Source organism: Segatella oulorum F0390 (genome assembly GCF_000224615.1).
Classification (GTDB): domain Bacteria; phylum Bacteroidota; class Bacteroidia; order Bacteroidales; family Bacteroidaceae; genus Prevotella; species Prevotella oulorum.
Genome location: NZ_JH114216.1, coordinates 536,100 through 557,907, shown reverse-complemented (window position 1 = coordinate 557,907; position 21,808 = coordinate 536,100). Strand labels below are relative to the sequence as shown.

General features: G+C 52.0%; 20 protein-coding genes. 8 read left to right on the top strand and 12 right to left on the bottom strand.

Annotation, left to right across the window (positions count from 1 at the left end):
• Positions 1-7: 7 nt before the first annotated feature.
• Genes HMPREF9431_RS08765 through HMPREF9431_RS08755 form a run of 3 tightly spaced genes read right to left on the bottom strand, consistent with a single transcriptional unit; the run spans position 8 to position 5,362 of the window.
• On the bottom strand, positions 8-1,393 hold the full coding sequence (locus HMPREF9431_RS08765) for a RagB/SusD family nutrient uptake outer membrane protein (protein WP_004380885.1): 1,386 nt from the start codon (positions 1,391-1,393) through the stop codon (positions 8-10).
• Positions 1,394-1,402: 9 nt separating this feature from the next.
• On the bottom strand, positions 1,403-4,453 hold the full coding sequence (locus HMPREF9431_RS08760) for a SusC/RagA family TonB-linked outer membrane protein (protein WP_004380884.1): 3,051 nt from the start codon (positions 4,451-4,453) through the stop codon (positions 1,403-1,405).
• Positions 4,454-4,465: 12 nt separating this feature from the next.
• Positions 4,466-5,362, bottom strand: a complete 897-nt coding sequence (locus HMPREF9431_RS08755; protein WP_004380883.1) for a sirohydrochlorin chelatase — start codon at positions 5,360-5,362, stop codon at positions 4,466-4,468.
• A 112-nt stretch (positions 5,363-5,474) separates the two neighbouring features.
• Between HMPREF9431_RS08755 and HMPREF9431_RS13540 the strand changes: the two genes are divergently transcribed.
• Positions 5,475-6,071 (top strand): hypothetical protein, encoded by a 597-nt coding sequence (locus tag HMPREF9431_RS13540; protein ID WP_004380882.1) that lies wholly within the window; start codon positions 5,475-5,477, stop codon positions 6,069-6,071.
• Positions 6,029-6,217 carry a hypothetical protein gene (locus HMPREF9431_RS12990; RefSeq protein WP_155812993.1) on the top strand — a complete coding sequence of 63 codons (189 nt, stop codon included), beginning with the start codon at positions 6,029-6,031 and terminating at the stop codon, positions 6,215-6,217. Before HMPREF9431_RS13540 ends, HMPREF9431_RS12990 begins: the two co-directional genes overlap by 43 nt.
• A gap of 12 nt (positions 6,218-6,229) precedes the next feature.
• Here HMPREF9431_RS12990 and HMPREF9431_RS08745 read toward each other — a convergent pair whose 3' ends face one another.
• Positions 6,230-7,840, bottom strand: a complete 1,611-nt coding sequence (locus HMPREF9431_RS08745; protein ID WP_004380880.1) for a beta-N-acetylhexosaminidase — start codon at positions 7,838-7,840, stop codon at positions 6,230-6,232.
• A gap of 220 nt (positions 7,841-8,060) precedes the next feature.
• Here HMPREF9431_RS08745 and HMPREF9431_RS08740 point away from each other — a divergent pair, with 220 nt between their 5' ends.
• Positions 8,061-9,437, top strand: coding sequence for an MATE family efflux transporter (locus HMPREF9431_RS08740; RefSeq protein ID WP_004380879.1), 1,377 nt, complete (start codon positions 8,061-8,063; stop codon positions 9,435-9,437).
• A gap of 91 nt (positions 9,438-9,528) precedes the next feature.
• On the opposite strand, the gene HMPREF9431_RS08735 is transcribed toward HMPREF9431_RS08740, so the two are convergent.
• Positions 9,529-10,647 (bottom strand): DUF6261 family protein, encoded by a 1,119-nt coding sequence (locus HMPREF9431_RS08735; RefSeq protein ID WP_004380878.1) that lies wholly within the window; start codon positions 10,645-10,647, stop codon positions 9,529-9,531.
• 319 nt (positions 10,648-10,966) lie between these two features.
• Here HMPREF9431_RS08735 and HMPREF9431_RS08730 point away from each other — a divergent pair, with 319 nt between their 5' ends.
• Together HMPREF9431_RS08730 and dcm are read left to right on the top strand one after the other, a co-directional pair.
• Positions 10,967-11,725 carry an Eco47II family restriction endonuclease gene (locus HMPREF9431_RS08730; protein WP_004380877.1) on the top strand — a complete coding sequence of 253 codons (759 nt, stop codon included), beginning with the start codon at positions 10,967-10,969 and terminating at the stop codon, positions 11,723-11,725.
• Between the two features lie 2 nt (positions 11,726-11,727).
• Entirely contained in the window at positions 11,728-13,041 is a 1,314-nt protein-coding gene (gene dcm, locus HMPREF9431_RS08725) for a DNA (cytosine-5-)-methyltransferase (protein WP_196794584.1), read from the top strand.
• 87 nt (positions 13,042-13,128) lie between these two features.
• Here dcm and rseP read toward each other — a convergent pair whose 3' ends face one another.
• From rseP to tsaB, 6 genes are read right to left on the bottom strand one after another with little or no spacing between them, the layout of a single operon-like run.
• Positions 13,129-14,514 carry an RIP metalloprotease RseP gene (rseP, locus tag HMPREF9431_RS08720; RefSeq protein ID WP_004380875.1) on the bottom strand — a complete coding sequence of 462 codons (1,386 nt, stop codon included), beginning with the start codon at positions 14,512-14,514 and terminating at the stop codon, positions 13,129-13,131.
• 41 nt (positions 14,515-14,555) lie between these two features.
• Positions 14,556-15,722 carry a 1-deoxy-D-xylulose-5-phosphate reductoisomerase gene (locus HMPREF9431_RS08715; RefSeq protein WP_004380874.1) on the bottom strand — a complete coding sequence of 389 codons (1,167 nt, stop codon included), beginning with the start codon at positions 15,720-15,722 and terminating at the stop codon, positions 14,556-14,558.
• A gap of 8 nt (positions 15,723-15,730) precedes the next feature.
• Positions 15,731-16,252, bottom strand: coding sequence for a ribosome maturation factor RimM (rimM, locus tag HMPREF9431_RS08710; RefSeq protein ID WP_004380873.1), 522 nt, complete (start codon positions 16,250-16,252; stop codon positions 15,731-15,733).
• Positions 16,245-17,555 carry a UDP-N-acetylglucosamine 1-carboxyvinyltransferase gene (gene murA, locus HMPREF9431_RS08705; RefSeq protein WP_004380872.1) on the bottom strand — a complete coding sequence of 437 codons (1,311 nt, stop codon included), beginning with the start codon at positions 17,553-17,555 and terminating at the stop codon, positions 16,245-16,247. The genes rimM and murA overlap by 8 nt, the downstream gene beginning before the upstream one ends.
• 7 nt (positions 17,556-17,562) lie before the next feature.
• Positions 17,563-18,162 (bottom strand): DUF4290 domain-containing protein, encoded by a 600-nt coding sequence (locus HMPREF9431_RS08700; protein WP_004380871.1) that lies wholly within the window; start codon positions 18,160-18,162, stop codon positions 17,563-17,565.
• A gap of 2 nt (positions 18,163-18,164) precedes the next feature.
• Positions 18,165-18,857 carry a tRNA (adenosine(37)-N6)-threonylcarbamoyltransferase complex dimerization subunit type 1 TsaB gene (tsaB, locus tag HMPREF9431_RS08695; protein WP_004380870.1) on the bottom strand — a complete coding sequence of 231 codons (693 nt, stop codon included), beginning with the start codon at positions 18,855-18,857 and terminating at the stop codon, positions 18,165-18,167.
• Between the two features lie 87 nt (positions 18,858-18,944).
• Between tsaB and HMPREF9431_RS08690 the strand changes: the two genes are divergently transcribed.
• The 3 genes from HMPREF9431_RS08690 to nadD are packed head-to-tail and all read left to right on the top strand — an operon-like array spanning position 18,945 to position 21,071.
• Complete coding sequence (locus HMPREF9431_RS08690) at positions 18,945-19,823, top strand: YicC/YloC family endoribonuclease (protein WP_004380869.1); 879 nt, start codon at positions 18,945-18,947, stop codon at positions 19,821-19,823.
• A gap of 10 nt (positions 19,824-19,833) precedes the next feature.
• Complete coding sequence (gmk, locus tag HMPREF9431_RS08685; RefSeq protein ID WP_004380868.1) at positions 19,834-20,451, top strand: guanylate kinase; 618 nt, start codon at positions 19,834-19,836, stop codon at positions 20,449-20,451.
• Positions 20,448-21,071: a nicotinate (nicotinamide) nucleotide adenylyltransferase gene (gene nadD, locus HMPREF9431_RS08680; protein WP_004380867.1), complete on the top strand. Its 624-nt coding sequence runs from the start codon at positions 20,448-20,450 to the stop codon at positions 21,069-21,071. Before gmk ends, nadD begins: the two co-directional genes overlap by 4 nt.
• Before the next feature lie 218 nt (positions 21,072-21,289).
• Here nadD and HMPREF9431_RS08675 read toward each other — a convergent pair.
• Positions 21,290-21,808 (bottom strand): IS982 family transposase (locus HMPREF9431_RS08675; RefSeq protein WP_040561361.1); only part of this gene is annotated, 519 nt, incomplete at its 5' end.

Sequence of the window (21,808 nt, the reverse complement as noted above, 5' to 3'; positions counted from 1 at the left end):
TTTTCGTTTAATTGGAAGGCCAACCGGCATTCTGTTCTACGCGGTTGAAACGATATTCCGATACCGGAATGGGGAAACACCAGCGGTAATCGCCGGTCGAAATGGTGTTGCTCGTGCCGGTGCCCCACTGCGTTTGGCGAGGCAAAGCAGCGAGATGCGTGCGTTTGAGGTCGAAGAAGTTTACACCTTCGCCGGCAAACTCGCGTTGCTTATCGGTGAGAATGAGTTGCAAAAGCACTTGATTAGAGGTGCCGGCAGGTGCTTCGGCCACGCCAATGCAATGCCAATAATGATTCATCAGCGTGCGTGCAGCCTCGGTATCCCCCTTTCTACAATAGGCTTCGGCAACGATATAATAGGCGCCGGCATAGCGCATCGTGTTGATATAGCCAATGGCTTGATTGGTTTTGTTGGCCCGGTTATACTTGCCGAAGAGCGTTCTGCTGACGCCATCCATCACAAAGGGATAGACGAAAGAGGCACGACGGACATCCGAAGCCACATAGTCTAACTGTGGATTGAGGCAGAAATAATCTCCTTCTCGGGCACTACTTTGAATGCCGGCATAATAGGAAGTGTGGATGTTGAAGGCAAAAATGCGACCCGAATAGCTGTTGGATTGCCACAGGCTGTTGATACCGTCGGGGGTGAAATAAGCATCGTTGCTCTTGCCGAGAACACTTTTTCCGTAGGTGATGGCCGCTTCGTTGTCGCCCGCATAAAGCGCCAAATCGGCCAAAAGATACTGCACAGCTGTTTGCGAGAGCCAGCCATTGCGTGCCGGATCGTGCGGCGTTTGGACGGCCTCGGTCAGCAAACGGCGTATCATAGCCACGACATCGCGGATGGAAGCGCGCGGCTTATCCTCGATGCCGAGCTGCGTTTTCAAAACAATGCCCGGTGCATCGGGATTTAAATCGTAGGCCGGTGCAAACACGCGAAGCAGCTGAAAATAGCTCAAAGCCTTCAAAGTTTTGGCCTCAGCAATGATGGCTTGTCTCTCGGCGCCCTCCGTTTGCCCTTGCGTTTCGACAGCTTGCATGCGTTCAAGCAAAGCGTCACACTGTGCAATGACATTGTAGTAGCCTTGCCAAAGCGTAGGCGCAAGTTTGCTTATCTCGCGGTCGTCCCAATTATAAAGGTGCAATGACGAGATATCTTTTATCGAAAGCGAGGTTGGAACAAAATCGTTGCCCAACAAAGAAAACGCATATTCTTCGTGGGGATAGGCCAAATAGGCCGAAGCTAAGAGCGACCTTGCATTTGAAACCGTCTTGATGGCATCGGGATCGGAGAACTGATCTTGCGGCGGTATGTTCAGATTACATGCGGCAAAAGCCATTGAAAGCACACCGATGGCCACACTTTTGAATATCGGTAGATGTTGTTTCATTGTCTCTTATCAAAATGTTAAGTTGAGATGAAAGGTGAAAACGGGCTGCATGGTGCCTGCCAAGGTGCCGCTTTCAGGGTCGGACTCCTTGTAATTGGTCCACGTAAAGAGATTCGAGCCCTGCAATCCTACGTTGGCATATTGCACCAAAGGCATCACATGATGGAGCCAACGCGACGGAATGCGATAGCGCATGGAGAAACTTGAGAGTTTTAAATAGTTGCTGTTACCCACCGTGCGCGAGTTGGGATAGAGCACAAGATTCTCTTCCGCAATGCTTTGTGTATAGAAAGGTGTCCAATACGTTTTGTATTCATCGCCCCTTTTAAACCACATCTTTGCCGTTTGTCCGGCCACCGCGTTATAGTTGGCATTGTCGCTGTTGCGCACATACTGATAGTTGAAGCGCTGTTTGCCACCCAACACATAATAGAAAGAAATATCGAAATCGAACTGCTTATAGGAGAAATTGGCGTAGAAGCTGCCCGAATAAGGGGGCGTCAGGTGACCCAAGGCAACGAAATCGTCGCGCGTCAGCTTCTCTGTTCCCTGCTTCTCACGGCCATCGGGCGTAAGAAACACGGGATAACCGGTGAGTGGATTGATACCCAATGAATGGACACCATAAATCATATCGTAGGATTTCCCGACCTCATAATTGGGCACAATCGACTGCTCATCCAAGTAGAGTTTATCGGTCCAATAAAGGCTTATGACCTTATTGCTGTTGTAAGCAATGTTGCCTCCGACGGTCAAACGGCAGTCAAAGCTATCCCATATCCGCCCGTTGAGCCCCACTTCGATGCCTTGATTTTGCAAAACACCAATGTTGCGCTTCAACGAAGAGAAGCCCGAACTGGTGGCAATCGGCACATCCAAGAGCGCCTGATCGGTGCGACGGTTATACCAATTCACATCCAACGTGACACGTTTCCACAGCTCTACGTTCATGCCGACGTCTAAAGACTTATTTTGTTCGGCCTTCAAATCCTTGTTATAAAGTGACAATAGCGAGAGCGCCCGGCTCTCTTCGTAAGTTTGTTCGCCAAACATGAAAGTGCCCACGGTGCTGGAAGATGTCACACCATTGAGGTTTGCCGTCACGCCATAGGCCACTTTGAAGTTCAATTTAGACAAGGCTTTTAGGTCTTTCAGTCCGGAATAGTTGGTAGGTGTCCATCCAAGACCAACAGCCCAAGCTGCGTTCCAGCGTTTATTGGCCGGCAAAATCGACGACGCATCGGCCTTATAAGTGGCATAAAGATCGTAAATCGTGTTGTAAGTGTAGCCCGCCACGGCACCAATACCCATCTGCGCATTCTTGTCTCTCGGGTTTCTCACCTCGGGTTGACGAAATCCTTGCAATGCATTATTGATGGCTGAAGGCGCATCTACGGTGCCAACACCATAGCCAGTGATGCCCACTGCATCGTAGTTATACAGGTAATAGTCGACGTTTGCGCCCACCGTTATGTCATGAACGCCACCGAAGACGTGGTTGTAAGTGGCGCGGAAATTGCTCGACAGATTAGTGGTTGTGCCTTTCGTGCGACGGTATATGCCACGTGCATTTGCGGGAATACCGCCTTTTTGCTCCGAATAAGCCGTTGAAGGGGTGAACTGATGGTCGTCGTTTTGCTGGAAATCGAGCCCTGCGACATAGGCCAGTGTCAGGTCTTTCCACGGTGAGAGCGTCAGGTTCACGTCCACACCGGCATTCTTATCGCTCGCATCGGCCTGATATTGATACAGCAAATCGCTGTAAGTGCGGTTGGGGTAGGAATACAATTCGCCCGTCTTCCACTCGTAGGGATTAAGGTTATAAACCAACGAGGTGGGGTCGAAGGTTGAGCCATTGGGGGTATTTGTCTTGGAATAACCGCCCGTAGCGCCCAACATGAGATAGCCCATCTTGCCTAATTGCTGGTCTAACCCCATCCGAATGCTGAAGCGGCGCTTGTCGTTCCCGGCAATTCGGCCACCTTGATAGGCATAGTTGCCCGAGAGATAATAGGTTGTTGTGCCACTTCCACCCTTGATGCTGAGATTATGTTTCTGATAGAAATTGTTGCGGATGAGCTCTTTAAACCAATCGGTATGCACCGCTCTGAGGGCCGACAAGCGCCGTTCTCCCTCGGCAATGAGTTGCTCTTTATGGGGATCGGTGGCATAATAGCGCTCATAATAGTCGCGACTGTAGCGATAGCCCGGTGCAGCAGGGTTTTGCAACAGCCGCTCAAGTTCCAACTTTTCGTCGGTATCCATCAGCCGAACGCCGCGCCTTCCGCGCAACGTCAGTCCTACATCCAAACCATAGGTGACGATCATTTTGCCTTGATAGCCATGTTGCGAACTGATTTCGAGCACACCATTGGCAGCTTTAATGCCATACAACGCACCTGCAGCCGCGTCTTTCAGCACCTTGATACTGGCAATATCCTGCGGGTTGAGATTATAGAACGTCTCGGCAGAGATAATCTTTCCGTCCAACACATACAACGGTTCGTTGCTCACATTGCCGCGCCGGAACGACGAGTTGCCACGGATGCGAATCTGAGGAGCAGTGCCCAATTCTCCCTGATTGATGACATTCAGCCCCGGAATCATGCCTTGAAGTGCAAGCCCGAGGTCAATCATGGGCTTTTCATTGAGCCGCTTGATGTCGACATTCTCCACGATTCCGGCTTTCGAACGCAGGTCGATGGCGTTGATGTTGCTCTTGGCCTTCACCACCACTTCGCCTATTCCCGTGGCCGCTTCCTCCATCTTCACGTCTATTCGCTCCTGGCCTTCGTCCCGCAATTTCAGCGGTTTGTAACCGATATATGTGAACAGAAGCGTTGCGCCCCGGCCCCAATCGCCGTTTAATTGATAGCGGCCTTTCGGGTCGGTCACCGCGACATACGACGTGCGATAGACCCGAACACTCACCCCAACAAGAGGCTCGTTGTTGGCATCGGTAACATAACCATAGAGTTTGCGCGTCTCGGCAGCGCTCTGTTGCGGCGCCCAAAAGAGACACATCAAAGCCAAAAGGCTCATCGTTGCGAGCTTCTTCATACGCCTATTTGCCTAACGTTTGCTGGCCAACCACTGCTGGGTCTGCGCCACAATCCAATCAACCACCCGACCACTCGAAGCCGGCAAAATGCCATCGGGGCTGTAGACAATCTCCACACCCGTTCTTTTCACTAAGTCACGCTGCACATCCTCCATCTTATGACGGTCGGCCATGCGTTTCACATCCGATGTTAGATAGATGCCTTGCACGATGATGCGCTGCTTCTTCTGCGCCGCTTTGGTGAGCAAGGGCATGAGTTCCTTACCAAAATCATGGCCCATTTCGATGAGCGCATGGTCTACATAATCAATCTTTGTGTGCTCCTTGGTGTATTGGTCCACGTTCTTGAGCATCTCTTTCCAAAAGCCAATGCGCTCGTCATCGCCATGAGCAAGATAAATCACAGCCTCTTTGGTCGGCGATTTCGATAGGCTTTGAATGCGATCGAGCATGCTTTTCTCCAGCACATAGCTGTAATAGAACGTCGGCCCCAGCACGATGGGCACGCGTGTATGCACCATTTCGGTTTTCTCTTCGGCCAACTCCTCGCGCACGTAGGGATTGTATTTCTGCCCCAAGATATTGGGCAAATCCTCCTCGGTATGCCCCGATGGTGCTATAAAAATGGGCAAAGCAAAGATGCTGTCGGCACCTTCGGCCTCACAAGCCTTGACCATTGAGGCCACCGAAGGCTCGGTATATTCCATAAGCGCCACCTTCACTAAGTCGATGCCCTTCAACTTGCCATTGGCTAACTGCTGCTTCACCAAGGGCTCTAAGTCCAAAACGGGCTTGCGCCACGACTCCATGGGCGACCCATGTGCCACTATCAACAGCGCCGTTTTAGCCTGTATGCCCGACCATGCCGCAAACAACACGGCCAACATCAACACGATTTTCTTTTTCATTCTTTTATATGTTTAATTTTATCCTAAATGCAAGCTGCCTCACCTGCACGCGAGACAACATCTTTCCGCTGGCAAAGTTATAACAAATCATAAAAGATTGCAATACCTACAAATGATGAAAATAACACCGCCCGCACGCACATCTTTCCCACAAACCCACCTTTCCATCCCCATATTTGGTTTAAATCGCGCATCAGGCCACTCAAGCATTCCACCATTCAAGCCTTTTTCGGCGGACATGGCAGCGAGGTATGCTACCGTTTGTGCCTCTTTTGCTGGCAAGATTGCAAAGTATGTCGGCAAAATCGATGCGTTTGCCGACGTGATTGCAAGTTATAGTCGCAAAAAAGGCTTTGCCGGCGCACTGCAAGCGATGTATAGTCGAAAAAAAGGCTTCGACGATGCAATGCAAGCAATGTATAGTCGAAAAAGAGGCTTCGACGATGCACTGCAAGCGATGTATAGTCGAAAACAAGGCTTCGACGATGCACTGCAAGCGATGTATAGTCGCAAAAGAGGCTTCGACGATGCACTGCAAGCGATGTATAGTCGCAAACAAGGCTTCGACGATGCACTGCAAGCGATGTATAGTCGTAAACAAGGCTTCGACGATGCACTGCAAGCGATGTATAGTCGAAAACAAGGCTTCGACGATGCAATGCAAGCGTGTATAGTCGCAAAAGAGGCTTCGACGATGCAATGCAAGTGATGTATAGTCGAAAAAGAGGCTTCGACGGAACTATTCCTCCAAGTTATAGTCGCAAACAAGGCTTCGACGGCGATGTTGCTGCACTGTGCATCCCGAAAACGAAAGAGCGGCAGAGTTATCACAACCCCACCGCTCAGAACTTTTAAAAACCTTACAAATTACTTCTTTTCTTTGAACATCTCTTGGCAAGCTTTCCAATCATAATGATGGTAAAGCTGGTTGAGTTTGCCTTCACGCTGCTTGAACGAGGCCAAATCCTTCTTGGCATTCTCCGTCCAGCCCGTCTCTGCCATCGCGGCTAAGCGTGGCAAGAGCTGATAGAGTGCGAGGTCGCGACCCATGACATATTCGGTCCATAGGTTCACTTGCACACCTTTTACATGCTGCTTCAACGCGTCCGATGCATCGTCGGGCACAGGGTTATAGCTATAAACCTTCTCCACAGGCAGGTCACCGCCGATAAGGGTCAAGCGATGTGCCTTAGTCTGATAATAATCCAAGTAATAGTAGGTGTTGGGCGACATGATGGCATCCAAGCCACGTTTCACAGCCTCCATACCACCATCGATACCACGCCAGCTCATCACTGTCGAGCCGGGAGCCACATCACCTTCGAGGATTTCATCCCAACCAATGATGTTGCGCCCCTTGGTAGCCAGATGTTGTGCAATCATGTTCATGAAGTGTGACTGCAACTGTGCTTCAGCCGAGAAGCCATTCGAGCCCTTGAGGTTCAGCCGTTTGATTTCGGCCTGGCAACGAGGACAAGCCTTCCAACGTGTGCGAGGCGCCTCATCGCCGCCGAGGTGGATATACTTTGAAGGGAAGATGTCAAGCAACTCGTCGAGGATGTTGTTGACAAACTCATAGGTCTTGGGGTTACCTGCGCAGAGAATGTCGTCGAACACGCCCCAGCGCTCTGCCACCTTGTAGGGACCTCCCGTGCAACCATATTCCGGATAAGCGGCCAAAGCACCGAGCATGTGGCCGGGCATGTCGATTTCGGGGATGATGGTGATGTAGCGCTCGGCAGCATATTTCACGATGTCGCGCATCTCGTCTTGCGTGTAGTAACCGCCATAGGGCACACCGTCATAGAGTTCGGTGTTGTTTCCCATCACGGTTTGTGCGCGCTTCGAGCCGATCTCGGTCAGCTTGGGATAACGCTTAATCTCCACACGCCAGCCCTGGTCTTCGGTCAGATGCCAGTGGAAGGTGTTGATGTTGTGCAAGGCCAACACGTCGATATACTCCTTAATAAAAGGTACACTGAAGTAGTGGCGGGCACAGTCGAGCATCGAACCGCGATAGCCAAAGCGTGGATAGTCGACAATCTTCCCGACAGGCAGGTTGACCGTGGCTGTCTGCTCCACGGGCAACGACTTGCGCAACGTTTGAATGCCATAGAAAACACCCTGCGGCGTCTTACCCTCAATCACGATAGCACGTGGCTTCACCGTGATGACATAGCCCTCGGCGTTAGCAACTTTGTTGCTCAGCTTCAGCGTGATGGTAGTGCCCTTCTTGCCCATTCCGGCCAGCGTGATACCCGTGGTCTCGCGCACAAACTGTTTCAAGAATGCGGCATTGCGCTGCATCGCCTCATCTGCACCTTCAACGACCACGGCGGTGTTGCCACTTAAAACGAATGGTGCACCCTTCTCCAACGCGATGTTCTGCGGAAGAGGAACCACCTGATAGTTCGCATCAGCGGCCTGAAGCCCCAAAGATGCCATCATCACTGCTACTGATAGTAGAATTTTTCTCATGTCTTTTGCTTTTATGATTTAATGAATTGCGTTAGTTACTTGTTAGTAGACGGCGAGTGCAAATATACAAAAAAATAATAATACCTCCACATACTTTTGCCAAAAAACATGCGCTTTGGTAGCAGATTGAATAGAAATTTGTACTTTTGTGTCATGGCGAAGCGCCGGAGGAAGCTTCCTGCCCCGCTTTAACAAGTAACATTTTTCACACGATTAAGTAATGACACAAGGCACAATTCCACCGGAAACTCACGCCAACAACATGACCATAGGTGCACCTTCGCGCGCCATCTTGAAGTTTGCCATCCCCCTCATCTTAGGCTACCTCCTGCAACAGATGTATCTCATCATCGACGCAGCTATCGTGGGGCGCTGGATTGGCGTAGGTGCATTGGCTGCCGTGGGCGCGTCGAGCAGCATCATGTTCCTCATCATGGGCTTCTGCAACGGTTCCTGTGCAGGCTTCGCTATCCCCGTAGCGCAGGCCTTTGGCGCCGGCGACTACCACAAGATGCGCTGTTATGTGAGCAATGCCTTGCGCATAGCGGTGGTGCTGGCCGTAGTCATCACGCTGCTTTCGTGCGTGCTGTGCGACCGCATCCTGAAACTCGTCAACACGCCGGTCGACATCTTCCATGACGCTTACGTGTTCCTATTCCTGCAGTTCTGCACCATCCCTTTCACCATCGCTTACAACCTCTATGCCGGGCAGATCCGCGCCTTGGGCAACTCCAAACAGCCCTTCTATTTCCTCATCCTCTCATCGCTGCTTAACATTCTGCTCGACGTGGTGCTCATCCTCGGCTTCAGGATGGGCGTCGAAGGTGCGGGGATTGCTACCTTCCTGAGCCAAGCCTTTGCCTCATGGCTGTGCTGGCGCTTCATCCAACGGCGCATGACGATGCTCATCCCAAGGGGTAATGAGCGCGCTTTCGATAACAAGAAGATTAGCATTCTGCTTAACAATGGCGTGCCCATGGGACTGCAATTCTCCATCACTGCCATTGGCATCATCATGCTGCAAAGCGCTAACAATGCCCTCGGCACGCTCTATGTAGCCGCGTTCACGGCGGCCATTCGCATCAAATATCTCTTTACCTGCGTACTCGAGAACATCGGCGTCGCGATGGCCACTTATTGCGGGCAGAACATTGGCGCAGGCAAAATAGACCGCGTTAAGACAGGCGTGCGTGACGCCATGGGCATGATGATGGTCTATTTCGTGCTCACCGTGGCGCTCATCTATCCTTTTGCCGACGAGATGATGGCGCTGTTTGTCAATGCGGACGAACATGCGGTCATTGTTCATGCCGCACAACTCATGCGCATTGCCAACTGGTTCTATCCCACATTGGGCGTGCTCGTCATCCTCCGCTACAGCATACAAGGTCTAGGCTACAGCAACCTCAGCCTCATGAGCGGCGTGATGGAAATGATTGCCCGTTGCGGCGTTAGTCTGTGGATGGTGCCCGCTTTAGCCTGGTTGGGGGTTTGCTATGCCGACCCTGTAGCCTGGTGCATGGCCGACGTCTTTCTCATCCCTGCTTTCTTTTGGCTGTTGCGTCGGTTGCGGAGGCATCTACCCAAGCAAGTCTGAACAAAAGGCGAGGCGGCACTGTAATCACTACAGTGCCGCCTCTGGGAAAACAAAAATTTACCCATAAGTATGTAATTATGCAAATCGTTTATTATGCTTTTGGCTTAATCTCGGCATTGCCCTGCCCGCCGCCGGGATTTTCTGACGGTTTTTCCGAAGGGTTGTCCGATGGTTTGTCGGCCGGCTTGCCGGGCTTAGGTTTGGCCGGCTTGTTGGTGTCGCGCACCTCTTTGGCCGCTCCCGACGGAGCCTTCACCTCCACGAGATGGTTCTTGTCGATGCGCACCCACAGCAGTTGTTTCGTACCTTGCACCAAGAGTTCATAAATGAGATGTTTGCGGTTGCTGCGGCGATGCCCCGTGAAGGTCAATGTGCCGGCGGCCATTTTGTGCTCGCTTTCAAAAGCTGCAAACAGAGGCTGCAGCAATTTGTTGAGCTTTTCGAATTCCTCGGACGCAGCCGCATCGCGCTGTGCCGCACTGGTGTTGTGCGTGGTACGCGACTTGGTGGCCGCCAGGTTCATGCGCTCGGCCAAGGCGGCGATGGCTTGCTTGTCGGCCTCGACGGTGGCCAGCAGATGAGTGGCCTCGATGTAGCGGCACACCACCTTGAAGAACCTATCGTTTTGCTGGCGTATGCCCTTGCTCTCGGGCAGCGCCGTGTCGGCCTCGTGCTCAAGCAGTTCCCCACGCAGCGCGCGAAACTCCTCGTTGGCCTGATGCATCGACGCGATGGTGGTGGTGAGCCCCAAGGTGGCTGTCTCGGCCGAAAGTTTGGCCAAGTCTACCTCCAAGCCGCGGATGTGCGCCGTTTCCTCATCCAAGCTCTCGCTTTGCAGACCACGATAGGCGTGTACCACGGGTGCCACCTTTGCATAGGCCTCTTGAATGGGCTTGCTGAGGTTGAAACGCTGCGAATTAACGATGCCGAAGAGTGCCGAAATATAGCCGTCGCGCTCCACATCCTTGTCGATGGCCTGTTTGGTGAGCGCCTTGTTGCTCACGCGACGGTTCACCTCGTCTTCGAGCTTTATCTGCTCGTCCCAGGCTTTCATCAGCGCATCGCTGATGCCCAATTTCGTCTTGTCGGCCTTGTTGACCAAATCGAATTGCTTGCGTTGAAACTCGGCGTGCAAAGCGCCGCGGAAAGTCCCATGATTTGCTCCCTCAAACGTGATGAGCTCGGGGAGCACAAAATTTTTTGGTTTCATGATTGTTGTTTTTTTGTTGAAAAAAAGTTCTTTTAGCAGCTATGGCATGCTATCAGTGCTCCAAAAGTAGAAAAAAAATACTTACGCGCCAACTTTTTAGTTGCTTTTTTATTCAAATGCAGTATTTTGTGCCATCAAAACCACTGCACGGAGGCAAAATGCAGTGCAAATCGATAGCACGAACCACTGCACGGAGGCGAAATGCAGTGCAATCGATAGCACAAACCACTGCACTTTTCTTGTGTATATCGTTAAAAAACAGTAGTTTTGCAGTCACACACGAAACATCATTGACATTTATAACAAAGAACACGAGCAAATGAATGACTACCAACTGGGCTTCATCTCGAATGAGGCGATTTTCGAACACGTGCAAAACACTGTGGAGCAATATCGTAGAGTCATCGACCTGAAAGCCTTCAACCACAACATCATCGACCCCATCAAGCTCACGTTTGATGCAAAAATCTATGGGCAAAGTATTCGGCAGACCATTGAGTCGGAATGTATCCGTCAAATCGACAAAACCAACAACAACAAGATTGGCTATTTCCATCAATACATTTTTAAATATGCGGGCGGCGAATGGCAGGTGCCCGACAACGGCGAGCGCGGTGGGTTTGACGTGATCAACGATGCACTGGGCATTTATGCTGAGGTGAAAAATAAGCACAACACGATGAATTCGTCCAGCGCGTCGGCCACCTATCTCAAGATGTTGGACAAGATTATGCGGTCGGGCAACCAAGCCTGTTGCTATCTCGTCGAAGCCATTGCCAAGCAGTCACAAGACTTGGTGTGGGAACCCACTATCGTGCAAAACGGACATAAGGAGAGATACAGCTGGCCGAGTATTCACAAGATTTCTATGGATCGCTTCTATGGCGTGGTTTTCGGCGACAACCATGCGTTTTTCAAACTTTGTAAAGCATTGCCACAGATACTCGACGATGTGATTGCAGCCAGCCACACGGCAACGTTGCACAACTCGGTTTACGATGAACTGGATAAAACCAACTTCTATCGTAGCCTCTACTTGCTTGCATTCCAAACCTATGAAGGATTTGAAAACTTTTGATGATGGCAACATTCTTATCTGCAAATAATTTGGCCGACCTCGTGGGTACCTCACTCGCCACCACGCAACGTTGGGGCGAAAAGGGCGTTTACCCCTATCACACGGACAGCCACGGACGACGAGGCTTCTATATGGAGGAACTAACCGCTATTGAGCCTGTGCAGCGTATGTTGCAAAGCCAATGGGACGAAGAACTGCAGGTGGCGCCGCTGCGCCCCTACACAGCCGTAGAACTGTTTGCCGGCGCGGGTGGATTGGCCTTGGGCATGCACGAGGCGGGCTTCGGCCATGTGCTGCTCAACGAAATGGATGCCACAGCCTGCCAAACACTCCGCCGCAACCGCCCTGAATGGAATGTACTCGAAGGCGATGTGCACCGTGTAGACTTCTCGCCCTTGGCAGGCAAGATTGATTTTCTCTCGGGTGGTTTCCCCTGCCAGGCCTTCTCTTATGCGGGCAAGAAAATGGGGCTCGACGATGCGCGTGGCACCTTGTTTTTCGAATTGGCACGTGCGGTGCAGACATTGCAACCCAAAGTGTTTCTTTGCGAGAATGTGAAAGGGCTGCTCTCCCACGATAAGGGGAAAACGCTGAAGGTCATCCACCATACCATTGATGAGTTGGGCTATAGGCTCGTCAAACCGCGTGTGCTGAAAGCCATCATGTATCAGGTGCCGCAAAAGCGCGAGCGCCTTTTCCTCGTGGCCATTCGCAAAGACTTGACCGGGCACGTCACCTTTAAATGGCCCGATCCCTACCAGCGTGTGATGACCTTGCACGATGCCTTTTATAAAGGTCAGCTTTTCAACACCGATGTTCCACCTTCTGAGGGTCAACACTATCCGCCCAAGAAAGCGCGGGTGATGGCTATGGTGCCCGAAGGGGGCGATTGGAGAGATTTGCCTGTTGAAGAACAAAAACAATATATGGGTGGCAGCTTTTATTTGGGCGGCGGAAAAACGGGTATGGCGCGTCGTTTAGCCATGGATGAGCCTTCGCTAACACTCACCTGTGCACCAGCACAAAAACAAACGGAGCGGTGTCATCCCACAGAGACGCGCCCACTCACAGTGCGCGAGTATGCACGCATTCAAACCTTCCCCGACGACTGGAAATTCATGGGAAGCCTAACACAGCAATATAAGCAAATTGGTAATGCCGTGCCCGTGAATTTGGCCTACGCCATGGGGCGAGCACTCATGCGATTGATGAATGACATCGAAAGGTTTCAGCCGGAAGAAAGTTGCGTGCAAGAGGCGCAACGCATCGCACGCCACATGCTACCACAATCACTATCCTTCACAAACAATCAATGAGCGTTGGCTGCGCACACCAAAAGCATCGAGCGCCCACCTTACGGCGGACGCTCGACAATCTGTTATATACTGAGAAGGATGATTACACTACATATAGCCCAGCCAGCGCAGCACATCGTTGAGGTTGGCCACAACGAGCAACACGATGAGCAGGGCAAAGCCCGCATACTCGGCGCGGATGAGAAATTTCTCGGAAGGTTTGCGCCGCGTGATCATCTCATAGAGTAGGAACAGCACGTGGCCGCCGTCTAATGCCGGAATGGGCAGGATGTTCATAAAGGCGAGCATGATGCTCAGGAAAGCGGTCATCTTCCAAAACACATACCAGTCCCACGACGAGGGAAAGAGGCTGGCAATGGCGCCAAAACCGCCTAAGCTCTTCGCACCGTCGCTGGTGAAGATATAGCGCAGGTCGCTGACGTAGCCTTTCAGCACGTGGATGCCATAGCTCACGCCGGCAGGAATGCTGGCCAGGAGGCTGTAGCGTTGGTGCACGGGCTGATAGAGTGTGGCCATGGAGGGGAAAGCAATGGCCAATTTCAAATCGGGCGTGAGCACCACGCGGTTTGTGTCGAGCTGCCCACTGCGCTGCCACACCAACTGCACCGTGCGCACCTTCAGACTATCCTTTGCTGTGCTGGCCGCAGCCATCTCGTCGGCCAAGCGGCTCATTTCGTCGAGAAACTGGTTGGCCGAAGCCACTGCGCGCCCATTCACCGCCACGAGCTTGTCGCCCGCCTTCAAACCAATCTTGGCGGCGGGGCCACCCTGAATGACCGAGTCGATGCGCGCCGGCAGGTAGGGCCGACAGAACACGGGCACTGATTTGATCATGTCCAAGAGGTTGAGATCGCCGGGCAGGGACAACTGCATGGGCTTGCCATCGCGGATGATGCTTACCTGACGGGCCTCGGAGAGGTCGCGGAACATGTCGGCACTGAAATCCTTAAACGCACCCTTCTCGGTGCCCACGAGGATGTCGTGATCGCGAAAGCCATAGTGCCGGGCGGTGGCGTTGAACTCCATGCCTTGCGACATGGCGCGCGTGGGGATGTAGGTTTCGCCCCAAACAAACATGATCATCGCGTAGATGACGAGTGCCAACAGAAAGTTGACCGTCACACCGCCAATCATCACCAGCAGGCGCTGCCATGCAGGCTTCGAACGGAACTCCCAAGGTTCGGCCGGCCGCTCCAGTTGCTTGGTATCGAAACTTTCGTCCACCATGCCGGCAATCTTGCAATAGCCACCAAAAGGTAGCCACCCGATGCCATACTCGGTGTCGCTATGCTTGGGTTTGAATCGGAACAGGCTGCCCGTCCACTTGCCAATGCCCACGTCGAAGAACACGTAGAACTTGTCTACCTTTATGCCGAAAAGTTTTGCGAAGAACATGTGGCCGCCTTCGTGCAACAGCACTAACAGCGAGATAGCCATCATGAATTGCAAGGCTCTAATCAATATTATTTCCATACTCTGAATAGGGTTTGTATTATGTTGTTTGTTATATGTTGCTACTTCGTTGCTCCCAGCAGTCCGCGTGCTATGCCACGTGCCTCGGCGTCGGTCTGCAGGAGCGCCTCGAGCGATGGCAGTGCATCGAAGGCGGTCTTCGCCATTGTCGCCTCAATGGTGCGCGCCATGTCGGGGAATGCGCACCGGTTGTTGCGAAAGGCTTCGTTCACCACTTCGTTGGCGGCATTGAGGGCACATGGCATGTTGCCGCCGCGCTGGATGGCCTCGTAGGCCAGACCCAAACAGGGGAACCGCTGCATGTCGGGCTTGAAAAACTCTAACTTCTGTTGTGCAAAGAGGTCTAAGCGCTCGCCTTTGAGCGACAGACGCTCGGGGAAGGAAAAGGCGTATTGAATGGGCGGCCGCATGTCGGGCACGCCCAACTGTACCTTCACGCTGCCATCGACGAACTGCACGCCGCTGTGCACGATGCTCTGTGGGTGGATGAGCACTTCAATCTGCGAGGCCTCCACGCCGAACAGCCATTTTGCCTCAATCACCTCGAAGCCTTTATTCATCAGCGTTGCCGAGTCGATAGTGATTTTATCGCCCATGCTCCAAGTGGGATGTTTCAGGGCGTCGGCAGCGGTGACGTGTTGCAGTTGCCCGGGGGTGAAGTGGCGAAAGGGCCCGCCCGAGCACGTGAGCAGGATCTTCTCGATGCTCGCATCGGCATCGCCCACAAGGCTCTGGAAGATGGCGCTGTGCTCGCTGTCGACGGGAAGGATGGGCACATGGTGCTGCCGGGCGAGGTCGCAGATGAGCTGGCCGGCGACAACCAAGGTTTCTTTGTTGGCCAAGCATATCTTTTTCCTGGCCTTGATGGCGTTGATGGTGGGCAACAGGCCCGCAAATCCTACCATTGCGGCCAACACCATATCGATGGGGTCGGCTGTGACAATCTGCTCCAATGCGGCGGCTCCGGCATACACCTTGATGTCGGGTGCGTCGGCCAGCAGCGCCTTCAAGGCCTCGTAGCGTGTCTCGTCGGCGATGACCACGGCGGCAGGCTGAAACTCGCGTGCTTGCTGCGCCAACAGTTCCACCTGTCGATGAGCGGTGAGACAATAGATTTCGTAGCGGTCGCGATGCTGACGAACAACGTCGAGCGCCTGCGTGCCAATGCTACCGGTGCTGCCAAGAATACATATTTGTTGTTTCTTCATTTCCAACTTTATAAATCGAGAAGTCCGTGGGGTATTTCCATCTGTATGGTGCGTGCAGCCATATCGGCATGATGAATGAGATCGCTATGTGCCGGCAGTAGCAACGTCTCGCCGGTGTCGGTTCTGATTTCAAACAGCAGGTTGGCTGTCGTGGCATCGATATGTTCAAGGATTCCGAGCGGTAGCCGGGTAGCTTTGTCGATTACCGTGAAGCCTAAGATTTCGTTCCACGAGACATGGTCGCTGCTGCCATCCGAGAGGGCGCGGGGGAAAAACACCTCGTGCCCTACCAACGACTGCGCTTTCTCGGCGGTATCGATACCCTCGAACGTTACCAGGGCGCTTTCGTTGCTGCGGAACCGATAGGCCTCCATGAAAAAGGGCACCAAGATGCCCTCCATATCGACTACCAAAAAGTCGGCTCCAACCCGGTCGAAGACATCGTCTTCCACTTGAAAGGTGAGTTCGCCTTTCACGCCGTGGGCCTTGCCCAAGCGGCCGATGCGGTAAACTTCGTCTTGCTTAATCATTCACACGTATGATGGAAGCGCCCAGGTCGTTGAGACGCTGCTCGATGTTTTCATAACCTCGGTCGATCTGCTCGATGTTGGCGATGCGGCTGATACCCTCGGCGCTCATGGCGGCAATGAGCAGAGCAATGCCTGCCCGAATGTCGGGGCTGCTCATCCGTCCCGCCCGCAAGCGCAGCTGGTGGTCATGACCTACCACGACCGCACGGTGAGGGTCGCACAGGATGATTTGCGCACCCATGTCGATGAGCTTGTCGACAAAGAACAAACGGCTCTCGAACATCTTCTGATGGATGAGCACCGAACCGCGCGCTTGTGTGGCCACCACCAGCAACACCGAAATCAAATCGGGTGTCAGTCCCGGCCAAGGCGCATCGGCCAGGGTCATAATGGTGCCGTCGATAAACGACTCCACCACGTAGTGCGCCTGCTTGGGGATATATAAATCGTCGCCGTCCACGTCGATGCGAACGCCCAAGCGGCGGAAAGCATTCAGCGTGAGGCCCAAATTGCTGATCGAGACATCCTTGATGCGGACGCCATCGCCCACCATGGCAGCCATGCCGATAAACGAACCTACCTCTATCATGTCGGGCAGTATCGTGTGGGTTGCGCCATGCAAAGCCGCAACGCCCTCGATAACGAGCAAGTTACTGGCCACGCCTGCAATCTTTGCGCCCATGCGGTTGAGCAGGCGGCACAGCTGCTGGATGTAGGGTTCGCAGGCAGCATTGTAAATGGTTGTGGTGCCTTGCGCCGTCACAGCGGCCATGATAATGTTGGCGGTTCCGGTGACCGAAGCCTCATCCAACAGCATATAGCACCCCTTCAGCTGCTCGGCTTGCAACTGATAGGTGTCGCGTTGAGGGTCTTTCACGAAGGCGGCACCCAACGACTTAAATCCCAAGAAGTGGGTATCTAAGCGGCGACGGCCAATCTTATCGCCCCCGGGCTTGGCAATGGTCGCGCGATGAAAGCGCCCCAACAAAGGGCCTATCATGAGCACACTGCCGCGCAACGACGAGCACTTCCGCACAAACTCGGTGCTGTCCAAATAGGCTAAGTTCAACGCATCAGCTTGAAAGGTGTAGTCGCCCTGTCCGTGTCGCGTAATGTTCACCCCCATCTCAGCCAGCAGCTTGATGAGGTTGTTCACGTCTAAGATGTCGGGGATGTTCTGGATGCGCACCGGCTCGGCCGTCAACAACGTCGTGCTGATTACCTCAAGCGCTTCGTTCTTAGCTCCTTGCGGCGTGATGGTTCCCTTTAAACGGCGCCCCCCTTCAATGATAAACGACTCCATAATGGCGCTATTTTCTCTTGCGCTTAGACATTGTCCCCGAGGGTCTCTCGGTGATTTTATCGAAAACGAATGTGTTTAAGTCGAGCTGTATCTGCCCGTCTGTGTACTTTGCCAAGTCCGAAGCTACCTTTTCATCATCGCAAGAGCCATGGCTCCAGGCCATCAAATCGAGCTTCATCTGATTGGCTGTGAGTCTCACCAATGCATCGCGCTCCTCACCGGGCTCCATTGTCTTCAGCTTATCGAAGATTTCAAAGATAATCTTTCCATAATGGCGCACGGGAATATCGCGGTTGGCATAGGCGATGGGGGCCGGTTTTGCATCCATTTTCCGCGCCTCACTGATATCATACGGCCAATCAATGTCCAACTGAAAGCGGCTCATGATGGCTAAATGATCCCACAACCGCTGCTGATAGTCTGCATCTTCGCGGTTTTGTGGAAACATTCTGTCCATGATAGTGACAATGGTCTCGGCACAAGCCTGACGCTCTTCACGATTTTCTAACCCCACGCACAGGTCAACCATGCTTTGAATCTCACGCCCATACTCGGGCAAAACGAGTTGTTCGCGCTGCGTATTATAATCTAATCCGTCGATATTCATAGTTAAATCAATTTCTTTGGTGTCTTTGCCACGAAGTCTTTCAAATAGAAAGGCACAAAATAAGCCACATCTTCCACGCGCCCTTCGGCCAACCGTTTCTCGGCCAAGGGGAACATGTTTTTGGCTAATGGCGTTATATTTTCAATGAGATGTGCATGCGGGTGGGCGATGATGTCCATACATTTGGCGGCACCGTTGCCGAAAAAGTAAACCTCGTGTGCATCTAAAAACGCACGATAGGTGTCGGCAGTCACCACATCAGCCTGTATACCACGCACTTCTTTCAAGGCCCTATCCAACACTTGCGCATACACTTCCATGCGGCGTGCATCGAGCATCGGCACCAACAACGCATCGTCTTCAGCCACCATTTCGCCCAACAGTACGGGCACGGCCAGCAGCTCTAACGTGGGAACCGCAATGAGTTTTGCATCGCGTCCGTAGCAAATGCCTTTCGCCATCGACGTGCCAATGCGCAAGCCTGTGTAGGAGCCCGGTCCACTGCTCACCGCTACAGCATCTAACGTTATGTTGCGTGTATCGATAAATGTCAACGCCTCATCGATAAAAGTTCCTAAGATTTCATTATGATTGGGGCCTTGATGGTTTTCCTGATTGAAGATACATTCGCCATCATGGCTCATGGCCACCGAGCAGATATTTGTGCTCGTTTCAATGCTCAAAATACACGACATAATGATAAATATATTCTAAATAGGCTGCAAATTTACGTTTTTACGCGCTAAAATTGCTACTTTTGCAGAAATTTAACGCGTAGCATTATGATATTATCAATGACGGGGTACGGCAAGTCTGTGCGAACCTATGGGGAGAAAAAAATAAATGTTGAAATCAAATCGCTTAACAGTAAGAATTTAGATTTGTCAACAAGGATAGCACCTTTATACCGAGAGAAGGAGATGGAAATCCGCCAACTGGTAGCGCAGCAATTAGAGCGTGGCAAGATTGATTTTGCCATTTGGATTGAGAAAGATGCAGCTATCGATGCCAGTGCCATCAATGGGGCGTTGGTGGAGAACTATTATCAGCAGATCAAGCAAATCGCACAACAGAGCCACATCCCCGAGCCCACCGATTGGTTTGGCACGTTGTTGAGCCTTCCCGATGTGACTGCGAAAACCGAAAACGAGCAGTTGGAACGCGAAGAGTGGGCAGCCGCCGAGCAAGCCATTCGCGAAGCGCTTGACAATTTGATTGCTTTTCGCCAGCAAGAAGGGCGTGCTTTGCAACAAAAGTTTCATGAAAAAGTTGATAATATCGAGCAATTATTGCTGAGCATTGAGCCTTATGAAAAGAGCCGCATAGAGAAAATACGCCAAAATCTCATCAAAGGTTTGGAACAAATCCCCGGTGTCGACTACGACCAAAACCGCTTAGAGCAAGAGCTTATCTATTACATCGAGAAGTTGGACATCAGCGAAGAGAAACAGCGTTTGACCAATCATCTGCACTATTTCCGCGAGACCATGCGCGAAGAAGGTCACGGCGTGGGCAAGAAATTGGGGTTCATTGCGCAGGAAATGGGGCGCGAAATCAACACCACCGGCAGCAAAAGCAACCAGGCTGAAATGCAAAACATCGTGGTGAAGATGAAAGATGAATTGGAACAAATTAAAGAGCAGGTGCTCAACGTACTCTAAACTACCCAACATGACCGAAGCAAACCACAACGCCCCCTGCCACAACCGCCCACAGAAAGGCAAGCTCATCATCTTCAGTGCACCGTCGGGCTCGGGCAAAAGCACCATCGTGCAATGGCTCATGCACGCGCATCCTGAGCTCAATCTGCATTTCTCTATCTCGTGCACCAGCCGTCCTCCGCGCGGAACCGAGCAGCACGGTGTGGAATATTTCTTCCTTTCGCCCGACGAATTCAAAGCCAAAATCGCCGCCAACGCCTTTTTAGAATACGAAGAGGTCTATACCAACCGCTTCTATGGCACGTTGAAATCGCAGGTAGAGCAGCAACTCGCCGCAGGGCAGAACGTGGTGTTCGATGTCGATGTGAAAGGCGGTTGCAACATCAAGCAGTGCTATGGCGCGCAGGCTTTAAGCCTCTTTGTGCAGCCCCCTTCGATAGCCGCATTGCGAAAACGGTTGGAAGGACGTGCCACCGATGCGCCCGAAGTAATCGAACAGCGGTTGCAGAAAGCCGAATATGAACTGACCTTCGCACCCCGATTCGACGCCATCATCGTGAATGACGATTTAGAAACGGCCAAAGAAGAGACCTATCAACGCCTCAAAACCTTCCTCACAACCCCATGAAACCATCCTCCACGCCACCCCAAACCCACCACATCGGCATCTTCGGCGGCTCGTTCAATCCCGTTCATCTCGGCCACATCGCCTTAGCCAAACAGCTGTTGGAGCAAACTTATTTAGAGGAGATATGGTTTGTGGTGTCGCCCTTAAATCCTTTTAAAAAGGAGGCTTGCGACCTCTTGGACAACGAAAAACGATTAGAACTCACACGCCTTTCGCTCGAAAACGAACCCGGGCTCATCGTCTCGGATTTCGAATTCCACCTGCCCAAACCATCCTACACCTACCGAACGCTGTGCGAACTATCGGCCACCTATCCCGACAAGGACTTTACACTCATCATGGGTGCCGACAACTGGCTGTCGTTCGCCCATTGGGATCACCACGAAGACATTCTGTGTCGCTACCCCATCATGGTGTATCCGCGCCCCCATCACATCGTCGACCCCGCCACACTTCCGCCCCATGTGACCCTCACCAACACCCCACTCTATCCCTTCAATAGCACCGACATTCGCCATTGCATCCGGCAAGGCATGCCCATTCGGAGCATGGTGAAGCCCGAAATCGAGGCAAAAGTGGTGGATTATTATCGCCAGTTGTTTCAACAGCAGGGCCAATAGCCCCGCCGGTGCCGCCGCATTGTCCTCAACAACGTTTCGCTTACGCAAGCCATCATTTGCAGCAGTGCGCCATAACATTCGTGCCAATCGAGGCGAATTGGCATCAATGTTAGATGACACTCGTGCAACACGAGAACGATTGGTACCAATGTTAGATGACACTCGTGCCAAACGAAGTAGATTGACACCAATGTTAAATTAACGTGAGTTCGACGAATTCAGAATAATGCGAGCTGTGTGTCAATGGTCCTTTGTACATTGATGCACGGCTTCTTTGGAAACAGGCAATAGGCAGCAATTGCTCCTAATAGGTTGACGATGAAATTGTCAAAGCATCTATGTATAGAGTGTTCCACCTGCGCAATGTTCTTTAGTTCATCATTCACCGTCTCTATAATGGCTCTTTTTCTGAGTAAAAGTCTGTCTGAAACACTCATTAACGCTCCTTTCATGTTACTTTTCAATTTGGTAATAAGCTGTATTCCGTCAACGAAAAGCCTTTGAAAGAGGTTCTTGCTGATGTAGCCCTTGTCACCGAATAGCTTACCATATATAAAATCTATGAATGCTTTGTACTCCAAAGGCTTACGGTCATCAATATCTCCTGGCGTTATCATAAAGTTGAGAAGTTCTCCTTTCTCTTTGCAAATCAAATGCAACTTGAAGCCAAAGAACCAACCCATAGAGCATTTTCCTCTTTGAGCTATGCCTTTGAAAACCTTGTGAATATGTATTCT